The following is a 15,582-nucleotide window of genomic DNA, read 5'->3' as shown; positions in this document are numbered from 1 at the left end:
ACAGCCCACCACCGGCTATAGCGACCATTAGCGCAGGTGCAGCAATGCACATGTGATGTGTTTCACATTTGCCGCCGGCGCGCGCCGGCGCTTTGTCGCGGAACTGTCACGAGCGCAGCCGATATATGCCCGTATCGCGCGAAAATGAGTTCTTCGGCCTGGCCCGTCGCTCCTATCTTCGGCCGCACCGCATGGCGCGATGGAAGGAACCCGCGATGAGATCGATCCGACTGACACTGACGACGATGGCCTGGCTCGTGGGCGCGCTGGCGCTGACATCGACGACGATGGCGCAGACCGCGCCGCCTGCAAGCAATGCCGAGCCGACCGCGGACAACGCCGTCCTGCTCACGGTCATGTTCAAGCACGACCAGTCGCGCCCGCTCAACGAGCTGAACGCGCAGCTCGACAAGCAGGGCTTCTACAAGGCGTTCCCGCCGCCGGGCGTGGAGGTCGTGAGCTGGTACGTGATGATGGGCATCGGGCAGGTGATCACGCTGCGCCTGCCGGCATCGCGGCTGCGCGAGGTCAATCGAATCATCGAGGATACCGCATGGGGTCCCTACCGCACGGAGTTCTATCCGACCTACGATTATAAGGCAGTCGGCATGACGCAGCACGACAAAGCCACCCGCAACTGATACCGGCGTTATTGAATTGGGCGAAGCCCGATCGGCTTCGTCCAATTGCAGGACAGTGGCTGCCGCTCACGCATGTCGCGCGAGCCGCGAAAATCTCTCGATATTGCCGCACCTCCGAGCGCGACGAGCAGCCAGATGTAAAAACTTCTTCAAGACAATCCGGACAATTTTAAAAGAGATGGGGGCTTTAACGTTACCCGGACAATTCAACAATTACGCTGAAGCTCTCCATATTTGAAGCCCTCCGCATCGCTAACACACCGCCACGGAACGGGAGTGGCTTGCGATGAACGATGGGATTGTAGAACTCGCCGGACGGAGGGCAGTAACCTTCGGACGGCGAAAGGTGACGCCGCGCGCCTGCGTCGCCGACGGCAAGCGCCACTTGCGCGCGTTTCTCGCCGAGGTGCTCGAGGATCTCGGCTTCGTCACCAGCGAATGCGCCAGCGCCGACGAGCTGCAAACCGTGCTGACGAGCGAATTGCCGGACTTGATCCTGCTCGGCATCGCCGCCGACGGCATCGAACCGGGAAAATTCCTGGAGACGCTGGTGCGCGGGGCGTTTGACGGCAAGGTTCTGGCCGTCGGCGCCCGCGAGTCGATCATCGTCAAGGCCGTGCAGCAGGTCGGCGAGGAATACGGGCTTGCGATGCTGCCGCCGCTCACCACGCCGTTTGCCGCGGAGACGCTGCGCGAACGCGTCGCGATGCTGCTGCCGGAGGAGCCGGCGCCGAGCCCGGCCGTGCATGTCGGCGAGGCCCTGCATGCGGGCTGGCTCGAGCTCTGGTACCAGCCCAAGATCGACGCGCGCACGCTGGTCCGCTGCGGCGCCGAGGCGCTGGTGCGAATGCGGCATCCGACCTGGGGCGTGGTGCCGCCCGCCTACTTCATCCCGGAGGCGCATGACCCGCATTTCCGCGGCCTGTCGGAGTTCGTGGTCGAGCGCGCCGTGCAGGACTGGCATTACCTGCTGGAGCGGCAGAGCCCGGTCGATCTTTCGATCAACCTTCCGGCGTCCTACCTGAAGGAGCCGCAGGCCGTGCGCGATCTCTGCCGCCGCGTGCCGACGCATCCGGCCTTCGGCGGACTGACGATCGAGATCGCCAGCGACGAGGCGATCCGCGATCTCGAATTTCTCACCGAGGCCGCACGCGAAATCCGCTTCCACAATATCGGCCTGGCGATCGACAATCTCGGCGCCGACTGGCCGGGGCTGATGGGTCTGGACAGGATTCCCTTCATCCAGCTCAAGGCCGACCGGCAATTCGTCACCGGCTGCGGCAATGACCGCCTGAAGCGGACGGTGTGCCGCCACATCGTCGAGCTCGCGCAGGGCTGCGGGGTGCGCACCGTGGCCGAAGGCGTCGAGAGCCGCGCCGACCTCGTGTCCGCGAACGAGCTCGGTTTCGATCTCGTGCAGGGCTATCTGTTCGGCAAGCCGATGCCGCTGAAGAAGTTTGCGAGGAGCACGCTGACGCGGACGGTGATGGGAGGGAATGAATGAGGCAGCGGCCTCACGCAAACCGCCGCGCGAAGAAGACGCAGACGACCACGAGCGCGGTCGCTGCGATCATCTCCCCATCAAAGATAGCTCTCCTAGCGGCAGACCCAGGCGCCATTGACCAGAACGCGGGTGCACGTCGGTGCCGCGACAGCGGCGCCTACGGTCGCTGCACCTACGGCTGCTCCACCGACTACGGCGCGGCGCGTCGTTCGCCGCGCGACGCCAGCGACACTCGCCGGGGTCGCTGGTCGCCCTACGCGGGCCTGTGCGCTCTGAATCGAGAATGAAACACCATCCTCCTCCGACCACTGCACCGAGCCCATGGCTGCGCAGGCAATAACGGCGCCGGCCAACCAAAAATGTGTTCCGTGTCGCATGACGTCCTCCGTCCCTTGGCCAAAGTTTCTGCGGATTTCTGTCAGTCGAGTGAGGATGCCGATCACCGTCCCATCAGCGAAACGGGCAGACCAGCCAGGCGGATACTGTCACTGTGATCGCGAAATAGCGCACGCGATGCACCGAGGAGATAACTCTCCCATCCAGAGGGACACTGCGTGCAAGAACAGACGTTGATCTAGATCAACGTTGGCGGTCGCATGACTACCGCGCCAGGTGATGGTCGCGCCAATGACCGGATGGAAGCGCGTTCGATCAAGGTCATCAACTTCAGACCTTGGTCGGGATGCACCGCCTCACGCATACCGCCGCGCGAAGAAGACGCAGACGACCACCAGCGCGGTCGCGGCGATCATGCTCCATGCGACGGGCTCGTGCAGAAGGAAGCCGGCGAGCGCGAGGCCGAAGAACGGCTGGAGCTGCTGCAATTGACCGATGCGCGCGATGCCGCCGATCGCGAGCCCGCGGTACCAGAAGATGAAGCCGACGAACATGCTGAACACGGAGACGTAGGCGAGCCCGATCCATGCGGGGACGCCGACGCCTGCCCAGGCCGGCGGCCAGGTCAGGACCGCGACCGGCACCATCAGCGRCATTGCCAGCAGCAGCGCCCAGGAGATCACCTGCCAGCCGCCGAGACGGCGCGACAGCGCGGCGCCTTCGGCGTAACCGAGCCCGCACAACACAATCGCGGCGACCATCAGGAGATCGCCGGTGACTGATGCGGTGCCGTCGTTCGAGAGCGCAAAGCCGGCCACCGTGGCGCTGCYGAGGATCGCGAACAGCCAGAACAGCGGCTGCGGGCGCTCGCCGCCACGCAGCACACCGAACACGGCGGTCGACAATGGCAGCAGGCCGATGAAGACGATCGAATGCGCCGACGTGATGTGCTGGAGCGCGAGCGCCGTCAGCAGCGGAAAGCCGAGGACGACCCCGAGCGAGACGATGGCGAGCGCAGCAAGATCCTTCCGCGCCGGCCACGCCTGACGGAGCAGGCCGAGCACGGCCGCACCGATCAGCGCGGCAATGACGGCGCGCGCGGAGGTCAGGAACAGCGCGGAGAAGCCGCCGACCGCGACGCGCGTCGCCGGCAGCGAGCCGCTGAAGATGATGACGCCGAGAAGTCCGTTGCCCCAGCCACTGCCCGCGGATTGCATGTCGCCTCGCTCTCTTGGGCGACGATCCTCGGCCCGAAGCGGTGGCGAAACCAGTGACAATCCAATACAATCTGGTCAAATTGTACTGGTATGGAAGGTCATACACTTGGGCGGCGAGACGCGAACGAAGGGACGGGGCGGAACGCGGACCGTCGACGTGATCAGCGCGATCCGGGCCAAGATCGCGGGCCGCGCGCTCGGTGCCGGCGACCGCCTGCCGTCGATCCGCAGCCTCGCCACCACGATGGGGGTTTCGCCCTCGACCGTCGTCGAGGCCTATGATCGCCTGGCCGCCGAAGGGCTGATCCGCGCCCGTCGCGGCTCGGGCTTCTATGTGTCGCCGACGGTGATGCCGCCGCTGGCGCTTGCCGAGGTCGAGCCGCGCCGCGACCGTGCCGTCGATCCGTTCTGGGTCTCGCGGCAGTCGCTCGATGCCGACGCCGCGGTGCCGAAGCCCGGCTGCGGCTGGCTGCCGCCGGACTGGATGCCGGAGGCCGCGTTGCGCCGTGCGGTGCGCGCACTCGCGCGCACCGAGGCGAGCCTGCTGACCGACTATGGCAGCACGCGCGGCGCGCTGCCGCTGCGGCGGCTTTTGCTGGCGCGCCTCGCCGAGGACGCGATCGAGGCGTCGGTCGACCAGCTCATGCTGACGGGCTCGGGCACGCAAGGAGCCGATCTCGTCTGCCGCTTCCTGCTCCGTCCCGGCGATACCGTGCTGGTGGACGATCCCTGCTACTTCAATTTTCGCGCGCTGCTGCGGGCGCATCAGGTGAAGATCGTCAGTGTGCCCTACACGCCGTCGGGCCCGGACGTCGCGCGTTTCGAGGCGATCCTCGCCGGCGCACGGCCGCGCCTCTACATCACCAATTCCGCGCTCCACAATCCGACCGGCGCGACGCTGTCGCTTCCGACCGCGCACCGGCTGCTGACGGCAGCCGCAGCGCACGACCTGACCATCATCGAGGACGACATCTTTGGCGATTTCGAGCCGGAGCGCTCGCCGCGCCTTGCCGCGCTCGACGGGCTCACCCGCGTGATCCGCATCGGCAGCTTCTCCAAGACGCTGTCGGCCTCGGTGCGCTGCGGCTACATCGCCGCGCGCGCCGACTGGATCGAGCATCTCGTCGACCTCCAGGTCGCAACCAGTTTTGGCGGCCCGAGCCCGGTGTCGACCGCGATCATCGCCAACGTCCTGGCCGGCGGCCGCTATCGCAAGCACATGGACGAGCTCAGGCAAAAGCTCGTACGCACCCGGCGTGATGTTGCTCGGAAGCTCCAGGCCTTAGGCGTCGAGCCCTGGCTGATGCCGCGCGGCGGCTTCTTCCTGTGGTGCGGCCTCGCCGCCGGACAGGATGCCACCGCAGTGGCGCGTGCCGCGCTCCAAGAGGACGTCGTGCTGGCGCCGGGCAATGTGTTCAGCGTGTCGCAGACGGCGCCGGACTTCATGCGGTTCAACGTTGCGCACATGAACGAACCGCGGATGTGGGACGTGCTCCGGCGGGCGCTGAAGGCCCAGTCGAAATGACCGGCCGCTAATACAACGGCTCCTCATACACAGGTTGGCCGTCGAGCAGCAGCCGCTTGATGGCGGCGCGCCCGGACGGCAGCACGGACGCGACCACCCGCAGCTTTTGCTGGTTGCGGGCCTGCTCCAGCTTCTTGCCCTCGCCTTCGGGCACGAAATAGCTTTCCAGGCCGTAGTGGATCGTCAGCTTGTCGCAGAAGGCGCGCCGGGGCGAGCCGCAGGACGCGCCGTAGGCGAGGCGGCCGCGGATCAGCACCTCGGGAGCCGTGACCGGCACGGGCTCAGCGTGCACCGAGACCGCCTCGTAGAGACCATTGGCATTGGGCGCGAGCTTGACGAACACGACGGGATTGCGCTCGGCGGCCGGCTGACCGGCGAGCGCGCCTGCCGGCAATTGCGAGATGTCGTAGCGCAGCACGACATAATCGCCGCGCAGGAGATCGCGGGGGTCGACAGGCTGCGTCTGCAAGGTCACCTCACGGCCGTTGCGCAGGATCTGCATGCGATCGGCGACCATCAGCACCAACAGCACGCATTGGACCAGGATGGCGACGCCAAACAGCACGGCTTTCGGGATGCGCTGCCAGAGTTTCGTGACGGACGGGATCATCTCTGTCATCGCTCGGTCCTCGGCAGCGCGCGATTGAGCGCGGTCGCGAAGGCGACGGCGACAACGCCGGCCGCCGCAAGGAAGGCCGAGCGGCGCAGCAGCGAGCCCTTCACCGCCCAGGTGATGCCGGCGACGACGCCGGCAATGCCGAGCCAGCCGGCGACGATGCGCGGGCGCACGTCGTCAAGCATGCCGGAGACGACGAGGCACAGCATGGCGCAGAGCAGCGCAGCATAGGCGAACCAGGGCTCGCCGGCCGCGGAAGCCGGCCAGATCGGCGCCGCGATCAGCACGAGCCCGATCGAACATGCTGCAAGGATTTCACCCGCGCGCTTCGTGAGCGCGGCGGACGCGAGCGCAAGGATCACGCCCGCAGCCCCGCACAGGATCGCCCACAGCGGCTGGGCGGGCACCGTGCTGGTCCGGAAGCGGATGATGTCGTCGACCGTTGTCACCTCCAGGACAGCGACGACGGCCAGCGAAAATGCTCCGTAGATCGACAGAACGGACCCGAGGCGGAGCGCCCGCGGCGACGGCGCAGCTGCAATCGCGAGCCCGGCGCCGAACAGCAAGGCCGCACCGTTCGCGAGCACGAATGACGGCTGGATACCGTCGAATTCGAAGCGAAGCGACGTCGCGATCCACCACGGCAGCACGGCAAGCGCGACGAGATGGGCGGCGACGCGGGAATTCCAGGCGAAGGCGAGAGCGGCGGCGATGAGCCAGACCGCCACGAACGGAAGATGCAGGAGGTCCGGCGCGTCGTAGCTGCGCATGCAGGTCCAGATGCAGGCAGCCACAAGACCGACCGCAAGCGCGCCGCGCGAGCCGGTGAGCAGTGCGGTCGCGAACGCGCCGATCGACCACAGCAGCATGCCGCCGGCAAAGTCATCGCCCAGATGATACATCTGGCCGACCAGCGCGATGCCGGCGCCAAAGACGATCGCACCGATGCTGGCGCAGAGATCGGCGAGAACCGGCCGCCGCGTGCTGGCGAACCACGCTCCGAGGCCGCCGGCGACAACCATGCCGGCGATCAGGATCGCGAACCGCAGCAGCCGCGCGATTTCGGTCCAGTGCGCCGCGACGAAGGCAAGGAATGCGGCCGCGATCAACAGGCCGCCGACGATGGCGACGACCACGGCGATGTTGATGCCGGGCGAGAGCGGCGGCAGCGCGTTGCGGATATTGATGGCGGCCGCAGGCGCGATAACGCCATCGGCCTCCCATTGCGCAAGATCGGCTTCGAGGCGCTGCCGGTAGGTCTTGTCGAACATCGTGACGGATCACCTGGCTCTCGGCCGACCGGCGGGATGTTGCTAGGGTCGGGCCGCACCGGTAGCAGGTTCAACCTATCACCGGGCAGCGGGTTGTCGATTGCGGCGCAGTTAGCCGACGAGGCTCCGCTCGCGGATCGCCTGCGCGCCCGCCAGAATGCCGCGCTGGAGCGCGCGGGCGGCGGGCGAGAGATCGCGACCGATGCGCCAGATCAGATAGAGCTCGCGCTCGATCACGGGCTCGACCAGCTTGCGCCAGGTCAGCACGGGATGGCTGGCCTCGGGCCAGGCGAGACTCGGCAGCGGCGCCACGCCGACACCGGCTTCGACCAGCGCCAGCAGCGTCGCCGGATGCTCCGCCTCGTGGATCGGCGTGCCCTGACCGAGCTCGGCGACACCGCGCTCGATCTCGAGCCGGATGCCGGTGCCGCTTGCCATCACCACGAGGCCGGCCTTCGACGCTTCCGCCCAGCTCACAGCGTCGCGCGCAGCCAGCGGATGATCGCGGCGCATCACCAGCGCGAAATTGTCGACGAGCAGACGCGTGGCGTCGAGCTCGGGATCGTCGCCGGGGACGTTGGCGATGCCGAGATCGGCATCGCCGCCGCGCAGCGCGGCAAAAATCTGATGTCGCGAAATCTCCTTCAGCGTCACCGCGACCATCGGATGCTCGCGCTGAAACGCCGCGAGTACGCGCGGCATCAGCCGCAACGCCACCGACGGTACGCAGGCGACGGTGACGTGACCGCGGCGATGTTCGCGCAGATCGCGCAGATCCTGGAGCTGGCGATCGAGATCGGCGAGCAGGCGCTGAATGCCCGGCATGAAATCCGCGCCGACCTTGCTGAGCTGAAGTTTTCGCGTGGTGCGGTCGAGCAATCGGACACGCAATCCGTCCTCGAGCTGGCGCACCGCCTGGCTGACGGCGGATTGCGACATCCCGAGCGCGCGCGCCGCAGCACTGAAGCTGCCCGTCTCGACCACCCGGACGAAGGCGCGGAGCTGCTTCAGGTCGATCTGATCTATCAGCATAGCTTATAAATATATCTCTCTATTCCGGATTGTTAATGAAAATCTCCAATGCAAGGATTTTGGGCGAAGACCGGGAACGATCATCAATTAGGCAGACCAGGGCGTAACCCACTGTTCTGACAAGTCAAAGGACTGGGACGTGATCAACAGACGCGACCTCATGAAATATTCGCTGCTGGGGGCAGCGACGGCGCCGCTGACGGGCCTCGCCACCCCGGCCTTCGCCGCCGGAACCAAACTGGCGGTCGTCGAGGCGCTTCGGCTCGGCATGTACAACTCTCTCTATGTGGCCGCGGACAAGGGACTTTTCGCCAAGCACGGCCTGGACATTGACTTCTCCACCGCAGGCGGCATCGCGCTGCCGGTGCCGATCCTGCTCTCCGGGCGCGGCCAGATCGGCGTGACCAGCCCGGGCATGTCGGTCAACGCGGTTCGCGAGGGCGGCAAGATCAGGAACATCGCAAAAATCGTCGGTGGCGTGTCGATGTGGGGCATCGCCAAGCCTGACAGCAAGATCAAGTCGATCGACGATCTGCGCGGCAAGACCATCGCCACGCTGAAATTCCCGTCCTCGACGATCCAGGTGCCGACCTTCGCGATCAAGACCGTCGGCAAGTTCGATCCCAAGGACGCCGGCGTCACCTTCCTCGAACTTCCGACGGGCGCGCAGGCGGCCGCTGTGAAGGATGGCCGCGCCGACATCGCCACCGCCTTCGAATGGGATGTCAGCATTGCCGCCGAGCAGTTCGGCCTCGTGCCCGTGCTGTCCTTTGCCGACGTGCTCGGCCCGCTCTGCTTCACCACCGCAATGGCGACGGAAGAGACCATCGCCAGCAATCCGGCTGCCGTGCAGGGCTTTTGCAACGCGATCGCAGAAGCGCAGAAGCTGATGCACGACAACAACGCCGTCTTCACCGAGGTCGCCGAAAAATTCTTCCCGAAGGTGACGCCTTCGGTCGTCGCCAGCGCCACGAAGAACTTCTTCGGCTCCAAGACCGCGATCCCGCGCAACCCCACGATCTCCGCGGACGAATGGGATCGCGCGATGCAGCTCGAACAGGGCGGCGGCGCGGTGCAATCCGTCCTTCCCTATGCCCAGATGGTCGACAACCGCTTCGCCGAGCAGGCGACCAGGCAGTTCGGGCTGGCGTGATGGTGGTGAATACTTCTCCTGCGCGCGAGCCGCGCTACGTCACCCTGCCGGCGCGGCCCGAGCCGCTCCGGCTCGCGGTCGACGAGACCGCTTTGGTCGTCGTCGACATGCAGAACGCCTATGCCTCGCCGAACGGCTATCTCGACCTCGCGGGCTTCGACATCTCCGGCGCCAAGGCCGCGATCGCGGCGATTAAGGACGTGCTGGGTGTCGCGCGCGGCGCGGGCGTTCCGGTGATCTTCTTCCAGAACGGCTGGGATCCCGATTATGTCGAGGCCGGCGGGCCGGGCTCGCCGAACTGGCACAAGTCGAACGCGCTGAAGACGATGCGCAAGCGGCCCGAACTGCAAGGCAAACTGCTCGCAAAAGGCGGCTGGGACTACGCGCTGGTCGACGAATTGCAGCCGAAGCCCGGCGACATCGTGGTGCCCAAGACCCGCTACAGCGGCTTCTTCAACAGCCAGTTCGACAGCATTTTGCGCGCCCGCGGCGTCCGCAATCTCGTGTTCTGCGGCATCGCCACCAATGTCTGCGTGGAATCGACGCTGCGCGACGGTTTCCACCTCGAATATTTCGGCGTGATGCTGGAGGACGCGACGCATCAGGCCGGCCCCGACTACATCCAGAAGGCCTCCGTCTTCAACATCGAGACATTTTTCGGCTGGGTCTCGACCGCGAGCGATTTCCGCCGCGCCTTTGCCCAGACCGAAGCCGTTCCAGCACATGAGGAGACGCTATGACCGACCGCGCGATCATTCCACCCGGCACCCACGCCCCCATCGCCCCGTTCTCGCCGGGCATGATGGCCGACAACGTGATCTACGTCTCGGGCACGCTGGCATTCGACGCAAACAACGACGTCGTCCACGAGGGCGACGCGGCGGGCCAGACCCGGCACATTCTCGAGACCATCAAGCGCGTGCTGGAGACGGCAGGCTCGAGCCTCGCCGACGTCACCTTCAACTCGATCTTCATCACCGACTGGGCGAACTACGCCGCGGTCAACAAGGTCTATGCCGAGTATTTTCCGGGCGAGAAGCCGGCGCGCTATTGCATCCAGTGCGGCCTGGTGAAGCCGGCCTGCCTGGTCGAGATCGCCTCGATCGCGCACAAGAGGCCGTGAGGTGGCCGTGCTCGATGCCGGCCAGGCCGCGGTGACGGCCGCGCGGTTCAAGCTACCGTCCGCGCTGCGGATCGCGCTGCTCCAGATCGCACTCCTGGCTGCACTGCTCGCGGCCTGGGAGCTTGCGATCCGCTTCGGCCTCATCGCTGTCTATCTCTACGGTCAGCCGAGCGGCATCATCGCCAAGGCGGGCAAGCTGATCGGCAGCGGCGAGCTGTTGCGCGACGCGGCGCTCACCGCATGGGAGGCGATCGCGGGCTTTCTGATCGGAACGGTGCTCGGCAGTGCGGCCGGGCTCGCGCTCTGGCTGGTTCCGACCGGCGCCGCGGTGTTGCGGCCTTATCTGGTCGCGCTCAACGGCCTGCCGAAGATCGCACTGGCGCCGCTGATCATCGTCTGGTTCGGAATCGGCATCTCCTCGAAGATCGCGATCGCCGCGATCATCACCTTCATCGTCGCGGTCATCACCGCGCTGCAAGGCGCCAAGGAGGTCGATGCCGATCTGGTCAAGCTGTTGCGCTCGCTTGGCGCCAGCCGGCTGAAGACCTGGCGCACCGTCATCATCCCCGGCGCGATGCCGTGGATCGTCGCTGCCTTCCGGCTCAATGTCGGCTTCGCCCTGATCGGCGCCGTGGTCGGCGAGTACATCGCCTCCAAGGAAGGCCTCGGCTACATGATCTACTATGCCGGCGTGCTCTACGACCTCAACGCGGTCTGGGTCGGCATCGCCACGCTGATGGTGGTGGCGCTGCTGATGTATGGCGCGATCGACCTGATCGAACGGCGCCTGCTCTCCTGATCCGCAACCACACCCCTCCAATATCCGGGACGTCATGGCTTTTGCACGCGGCGAGGACGCCGACATCTATTACGAAATTCATGGGCGCGGCACGCCAATCGTGCTGTCGGCCGGCATGGGCGGCAGCGGCTCGTTCTGGACGCCGCAGCTCGATGCGCTCGCGAAACATCACCAAGTCATCCTCTACGATCACGTCGGCACCGGCCGCAGCGCGGCCGGCCGCCGCAGCATCGCCGGCATGACCGACGACATCGTCTGCGTGCTCGACCACGCCGGCGTCGAGGCGGCGCATCTCGTCGGCCACGCCATCGGCGGCATCGTCGGCATCGAGCTCGCGCTGCGCCACCCAAAGCGGCTGCGCAGCCTCGTCGTCATCAACGGCTGGGGCCGCGCCGATCCATTCCTGCGACGCTGCTTCGAGATCCGGAAAGCACTGCTCAACCAGTCCGGACCGCAGGCCTATGTGCGCGCGCAGCCGCTGTTCCTGTATCCGCCGCAATGGATCTCCGAAAACATCGCCCATCTCGACGCGGAGGAGGAGCGCATCCTGAAGCATTTCCCGCCGGTGGCGACGATGATCCAGCGCATCGACATGTTCCTGGCGTTCGAGGGCGGCAAGCGCCTCGCCGAGATCAACGTGCCGACGCTGCTGGCGTCGGCGAAGGACGATGCGCTGGTGCCGGCCTATCTCACCCGTGAACTCGCCGCCGCCATTCCGCAGGCGCGGGTGCACGAGGTCGATTGGGGCGCGCATGCCTTCACCGTGGTCACGCCGGGCATCTTCAACGATACGCTGCTCGATTTCTGCAAGGAGGTGGACCGATGAATGCGCTCGCGCAGGACCTCACGCGCACCACGGACGCCGCACCGGTCGTGCTGCGGGCCGAGAATGTCGGCGTCACCTTCGACGGCGGCGGCCGGCCGGTCGAGGCGATCCGGAAAGTCGATTTCGAGCTCAACCGCGGCGAAACGCTTGCGATCGTCGGTCCCTCCGGCTGCGGCAAGTCCACGCTGTTCAATGCTATTGCCGGCCTGTTGCGGCCGACCCGCGGCCATGTCGAGGTCGGAGGCCGGCGCGTCGGCGATGCCGCCGGCCATGTCGGCTACATGCTGCAAAAGGACTTGCTGCTGCCCTGGCGTAGCGTGCTCGACAACGTCATGCTTGGCCTCGAGGTCCGAAAGACGCCCAAGGCTCGTGCGCGCGAGATCGCGCTGGAGCTGATCAAGACCTATGGCCTCGCCGGCTTCGAGCACACGAAGCCAGCGGCGCTCTCCGGCGGCATGCGCCAGCGCGTCGCCATCATGCGCACGCTCGCCTTCGACCCCGAGGTGATCCTGCTCGACGAGCCGTTCTCGGCGCTGGACTTCCAGACCCGTCTGCTGATGCAGGCCGACGTCGCCCGCATCATCGCCGAGCGCGGCAAGAGCGCCATTCTCGTCACCCACGACATCGGCGAGGCTATCGCCATGGCCAACCGCGTGCTGGTGCTGAGCGCCCGGCCGGCAACGGTCCGCGCGCTGCACGTGATTGATCTGCCCCGCGCCGGCCGCGATCCGGCGGCGTTGAGGACGGATGCGCTGTTCCAGGATTATTTTGCGAAGATCTGGGCGGATCTGGAGAAGCCGGCGGGGGTGGCGTGACGCCGGGCCTAGTTCGCCTTGATGCCGGCCTCGTTGATGAGCTTGCCCCATTTCGTGCTTTCGCTCTGAATGAAGCTGCCGAACTGCTCCGGCGAGGTCGGGGCGGGCTCGGCACCGAGGGTCCGGATCTTCTCGGCCACCGACGGGTCTTTCAGGGCTTTCACGAAGGCTTCGTTCAACCGGCCGACGATATCGGCAGGCGTGCCGGCCGGAGCAACGAGCCCGAACCAGCCCACGGATTCGAAGCCTGCAATGCCACTCTCGGCGAGCGTCGGCACATCGGGCAAGGATGGGAGGCGGCGCACTGAGGAGACGCCGACGGCGTTGAGCTTGCCTTCGAGGATCAACTGCCTCGATGCGGGAATGTCCAGCACCGCGAAGGGGACATGGCCGGCGAGAACATCGACCGTCGCCGGTGCGGTCCCGCGATAGGGGACCAGTTCCATCGTGATCCCCGCCTTCTGCGTGAACAGCGCGGCGGTCAAATGCATGGCCGTCGAATTGCCACCATGTCCGATCGACAGCGCGCCGGGCTTGGCCTTGGCGAGCGCGATCGTCTCTGCTGCATTGTGCGCAGGGACGTTCGCGGACGCGACCAGCACAAAGGGTATTTCCGCAAGCAGGGTGATGGGCACGAGATCCCTGGGGTCGAACGGCATCGACGGATTGAGGTGCAGGTTCACCGTCAGGGCGCCTGCCGGCGCGACGCCGAGCGTGTAGCCGTCCGGCTTGGCTTGCGCGACCGCGGCCATGCCGATGTTGCCTCCAGCGCCGGCGCGGTTCTCGATCACGAGGCTTTGCTTGAGCTCGGCCGTGACCAACGGCTCGAGCGCGCGGATCACGGTATCGGCGCTGCCGCCGGGCGGGAAGGTCACGATGATCTTGATCAATTGCTCCGGGTAGGCGGCTTCGCCCGCCTCCAGCGGCAGCACGGCGAAAATCGCGGCCGTCAGCACGGCCAGAATGCGGCGCCTTGCAACGTGAAGCACGTTCCCCTCCCAATGCATTTTTCGTTCGTGGCCAACGGCCGTCAGGCCGGCAGCTTGATGTTCCTCTACGCCGCCGCGCCGGTGAGACGCGCCAGCAGGCCTTGCGGATTTTCGGGCGCGGCCGGGCCGCGCCAGGCGATGTGCTGGTCGGGCCGTACCAGCACGAGCTTCTCTGCATAGGCGCCGTTGGCCTCATCCGGCGCGATGTCGACCAGCGCGAGCGGCATGCCGCGCTCTCCTGCGGCCGACAGCAGCGGCGTCACATCGATCGCCGGATCCAGCCGCAACAGTGTGTAGCCCGGTCCGAATGCGTCGTAGAGCGATCGTCCGTCGCGCAGGAACACATGCGGCGCGCGTGCGCCCGGCACGGTGGAGGGCGTAAAACTCCCCATCGCGTAAGCCGGTGGCGTCTCGCCGTCATAGGCGATGATCGGAGAGGCATCGTAGTAATAGCCGAAGTTCAGCCCGGCGCAGCAATATTGCTGGACGTTGAGTTCGTAGGCCGCCTTGGCCAGCGCTGCGCGCGCCGCGTGCCCGCGCGGCGTGTCGTCCTCGATCTCCGCCGACACGCCGCCGCGCTGCGCCATCATCTTCATCGCATGATCCATCGCGAACCGCGACACCTGTTCGGTGATGGGCTGACGCTCCGCCTCGTAAGCATCGAGGATCGAAGCCGGCGCCCACCCGTTCAGATGCGCCGCCAATTGCCAGCAGAGGTCGACGGCGTCCGCAATGCCCGCATTCATGCCGTAGCCGGCATAAGGCATCCACAGATGCGCGGCGTCGCCGCAGATGAAGACCCTGCGGTCGCGGAAGCGATCGGCCACGAGGCGACGCCCGACCCAGTCCTCCTTGCTGAGGACCTTGTACTCGAAGCGCTCGTCGACGCCGAGAATGGCACGGATCGCCCAGTCGCGATCGACCGAATCGAACTCCGGCTCGTCGGGCTTGAGGTGGTTGTGGATCAGCCAGCGGTTGTGACCGTCGATCGCAACGGTCGTGCCGGAGCGTCGCGGGTTGAGCGAGAGCACCATCCAGGCCGGCTTGTGCGCACCCATCAGCTGCTTGAGTTGCGGGGCTTCGATGAAGGTCGATTGCACGCGCTGGATCACCGGCGTCCCGGACAGGCTCGCGCCGATCGATTTGCGGACGAGGGAACGGCTGCCGTCGCACCCGATCACGAAGCCGGCTTCGATGCGGAGCGAACTCCCGCTGTCGAGATTGCGTGCGAGGGCGACCACGCCGTGGTCGTCCTGCTCGATATCAGTGATTTCCGTGCGCGCCAGAATGGTGATGCGCGGCTGGGCTGCGGCGTGGCTGAACAGGATCGGCTCGAGATAGACCTGGTTGATCCGGTGCGGCGGCTCCGGCGTCGGCCACCAGGTATCTGGGCCGCCGGTTGCGCTGTAACGGCGCGCGCGAGAGGGGATATCGATGCGGCAGAGTTCGATGCCGGTCGCCGTGGTCCGGTAGGAGCAATCGTTCGGGAAGTCCGCGGGCAGGCCCGCGTCGCGCAGCTTCGCGGCGACGCCGAGCCGGCGGAAGATCTCCATCGAGCGCGCCGAGACGTGATTGCATTTGACGCTGGGCGGATCGCCGGCGTGGCGGATCTCCGCGACGACAACGTCGATCCCGCGCGAGGCCAGATCCATGGCCGCGGTCAATCCCACGGGCCCGGCGCCCACCACCAGAACCTGTGTCCTCATGCCCGTTTCATCCCCTTGCTGTGCGGCGG

General features: G+C 66.5%; 15 protein-coding genes. 9 read left to right on the top strand and 6 right to left on the bottom strand.

Annotated elements, in window-relative coordinates; translation table 11 throughout:
- The first annotated feature begins 215 nt into the window (after positions 1–215).
- Together ACXJMY_RS31450 and ACXJMY_RS31445 are read left to right on the top strand one after the other, a co-directional pair.
- Positions 216–641 carry a hypothetical protein gene (locus ACXJMY_RS31450; RefSeq protein WP_456623233.1) on the top strand — a complete coding sequence of 142 codons (426 nt, stop codon included), beginning with the start codon at positions 216–218 and terminating at the stop codon, positions 639–641.
- Positions 642–927: 286 nt separating this feature from the next.
- Positions 928–2,145 carry an EAL domain-containing protein gene (locus tag ACXJMY_RS31445; RefSeq protein ID WP_456623232.1) on the top strand — a complete coding sequence of 406 codons (1,218 nt, stop codon included), beginning with the start codon at positions 928–930 and terminating at the stop codon, positions 2,143–2,145.
- 692 nt (positions 2,146–2,837) lie between these two features.
- Here ACXJMY_RS31445 and ACXJMY_RS31440 read toward each other — a convergent pair.
- Complete coding sequence (locus tag ACXJMY_RS31440; RefSeq protein ID WP_456623231.1) at positions 2,838–3,698, bottom strand: DMT family transporter; 861 nt, start codon at positions 3,696–3,698, stop codon at positions 2,838–2,840.
- 106 nt (positions 3,699–3,804) lie between these two features.
- Between ACXJMY_RS31440 and ACXJMY_RS31435 the strand changes: the two genes are divergently transcribed.
- Positions 3,805–5,223, top strand: a complete 1,419-nt coding sequence (locus ACXJMY_RS31435; protein ID WP_456623230.1) for an aminotransferase-like domain-containing protein — start codon at positions 3,805–3,807, stop codon at positions 5,221–5,223.
- A 7-nt stretch (positions 5,224–5,230) separates the two neighbouring features.
- On the opposite strand, the gene ACXJMY_RS31430 is transcribed toward ACXJMY_RS31435, so the two are convergent.
- From ACXJMY_RS31430 to ACXJMY_RS31420, 3 genes are all read right to left on the bottom strand, one after another.
- Positions 5,231–5,842 (bottom strand): GDYXXLXY domain-containing protein, encoded by a 612-nt coding sequence (locus tag ACXJMY_RS31430; protein WP_456623229.1) that lies wholly within the window; start codon positions 5,840–5,842, stop codon positions 5,231–5,233.
- Positions 5,839–7,110, bottom strand: a complete 1,272-nt coding sequence (locus tag ACXJMY_RS31425; protein ID WP_456623228.1) for a DUF2157 domain-containing protein — start codon at positions 7,108–7,110, stop codon at positions 5,839–5,841. The genes ACXJMY_RS31430 and ACXJMY_RS31425 overlap by 4 nt, the downstream gene beginning before the upstream one ends.
- A gap of 111 nt (positions 7,111–7,221) precedes the next feature.
- Entirely contained in the window at positions 7,222–8,142 is a 921-nt protein-coding gene (locus ACXJMY_RS31420) for a LysR family transcriptional regulator (RefSeq protein ID WP_456623227.1), read from the bottom strand.
- A 139-nt stretch (positions 8,143–8,281) separates the two neighbouring features.
- On the opposite strand from ACXJMY_RS31420, the gene ACXJMY_RS31415 reads away from it, so the two are divergent.
- The 6 genes from ACXJMY_RS31415 to ACXJMY_RS31390 are packed head-to-tail and all read left to right on the top strand — an operon-like array spanning position 8,282 to position 12,858.
- Positions 8,282–9,295: an ABC transporter substrate-binding protein gene (locus ACXJMY_RS31415; RefSeq protein ID WP_456623226.1), complete on the top strand. Its 1,014-nt coding sequence runs from the start codon at positions 8,282–8,284 to the stop codon at positions 9,293–9,295.
- A gap of 5 nt (positions 9,296–9,300) precedes the next feature.
- Positions 9,301–10,035, top strand: a complete 735-nt coding sequence (rutB, locus tag ACXJMY_RS31410) for a pyrimidine utilization protein B (RefSeq protein ID WP_456623225.1) — start codon at positions 9,301–9,303, stop codon at positions 10,033–10,035.
- Entirely contained in the window at positions 10,032–10,418 is a 387-nt protein-coding gene (gene rutC, locus ACXJMY_RS31405) for a pyrimidine utilization protein C (RefSeq protein ID WP_456623224.1), read from the top strand. The genes rutB and rutC overlap by 4 nt, the downstream gene beginning before the upstream one ends.
- A gap of 1 nt (position 10,419) precedes the next feature.
- Positions 10,420–11,217 carry an ABC transporter permease gene (locus ACXJMY_RS31400; RefSeq protein WP_456623223.1) on the top strand — a complete coding sequence of 266 codons (798 nt, stop codon included), beginning with the start codon at positions 10,420–10,422 and terminating at the stop codon, positions 11,215–11,217.
- Between the two features lie 34 nt (positions 11,218–11,251).
- Positions 11,252–12,043, top strand: a complete 792-nt coding sequence (gene rutD, locus ACXJMY_RS31395) for a pyrimidine utilization protein D (RefSeq protein WP_456623222.1) — start codon at positions 11,252–11,254, stop codon at positions 12,041–12,043.
- Complete coding sequence (locus ACXJMY_RS31390; protein WP_456623221.1) at positions 12,040–12,858, top strand: ABC transporter ATP-binding protein; 819 nt, start codon at positions 12,040–12,042, stop codon at positions 12,856–12,858. The genes rutD and ACXJMY_RS31390 overlap by 4 nt, the downstream gene beginning before the upstream one ends.
- A gap of 8 nt (positions 12,859–12,866) precedes the next feature.
- On the opposite strand, the gene ACXJMY_RS31385 is transcribed toward ACXJMY_RS31390, so the two are convergent.
- Both ACXJMY_RS31385 and ACXJMY_RS31380 read right to left on the bottom strand, forming a co-directional pair.
- On the bottom strand, positions 12,867–13,847 hold the full coding sequence (locus ACXJMY_RS31385) for a Bug family tripartite tricarboxylate transporter substrate binding protein (protein ID WP_456623220.1): 981 nt from the start codon (positions 13,845–13,847) through the stop codon (positions 12,867–12,869).
- 65 nt (positions 13,848–13,912) lie between these two features.
- A complete protein-coding gene (locus ACXJMY_RS31380; RefSeq protein WP_456623219.1) occupies positions 13,913–15,553 on the bottom strand; it encodes an FAD-dependent oxidoreductase in 1,641 nt (546 codons plus the stop codon).
- Positions 15,554–15,582: the final 29 nt, after the last annotated feature.

This window comes from Bradyrhizobium sp. P5_C12, assembly GCF_054049735.1.
The sequence above is the reverse complement of the archived record's forward strand: the minus strand, read 5'-3'. Positions and strand labels throughout refer to the sequence as shown.

Excerpts from the sequence above, each read along its gene's own strand:
- ACXJMY_RS31420 (WP_456623227.1), bottom strand. The coding sequence starts at position 8,142 with ATGCTGATAGATCAGATCGACCTGAAGCAGCTCCGCGCCTTCGTCCGG.
- ACXJMY_RS31450 (WP_456623233.1), top strand. The coding sequence starts at position 216 with ATGAGATCGATCCGACTGACACTGACGACGATGGCCTGGCTCGTGGGC.
- ACXJMY_RS31380 (WP_456623219.1), bottom strand. The coding sequence starts at position 15,553 with ATGAGGACACAGGTTCTGGTGGTGGGCGCCGGGCCCGTGGGATTGACC.
- ACXJMY_RS31445 (WP_456623232.1), top strand. The coding sequence starts at position 928 with ATGAACGATGGGATTGTAGAACTCGCCGGACGGAGGGCAGTAACCTTC.
- ACXJMY_RS31425 (WP_456623228.1), bottom strand. The coding sequence starts at position 7,110 with ATGTTCGACAAGACCTACCGGCAGCGCCTCGAAGCCGATCTTGCGCAA.
- ACXJMY_RS31430 (WP_456623229.1), bottom strand. The coding sequence starts at position 5,842 with ATGACAGAGATGATCCCGTCCGTCACGAAACTCTGGCAGCGCATCCCG.
- ACXJMY_RS31390 (WP_456623221.1), top strand. The coding sequence starts at position 12,040 with ATGAATGCGCTCGCGCAGGACCTCACGCGCACCACGGACGCCGCACCG.
- rutD (WP_456623222.1), top strand. The coding sequence starts at position 11,252 with ATGGCTTTTGCACGCGGCGAGGACGCCGACATCTATTACGAAATTCAT.
- rutC (WP_456623224.1), top strand. The coding sequence starts at position 10,032 with ATGACCGACCGCGCGATCATTCCACCCGGCACCCACGCCCCCATCGCC.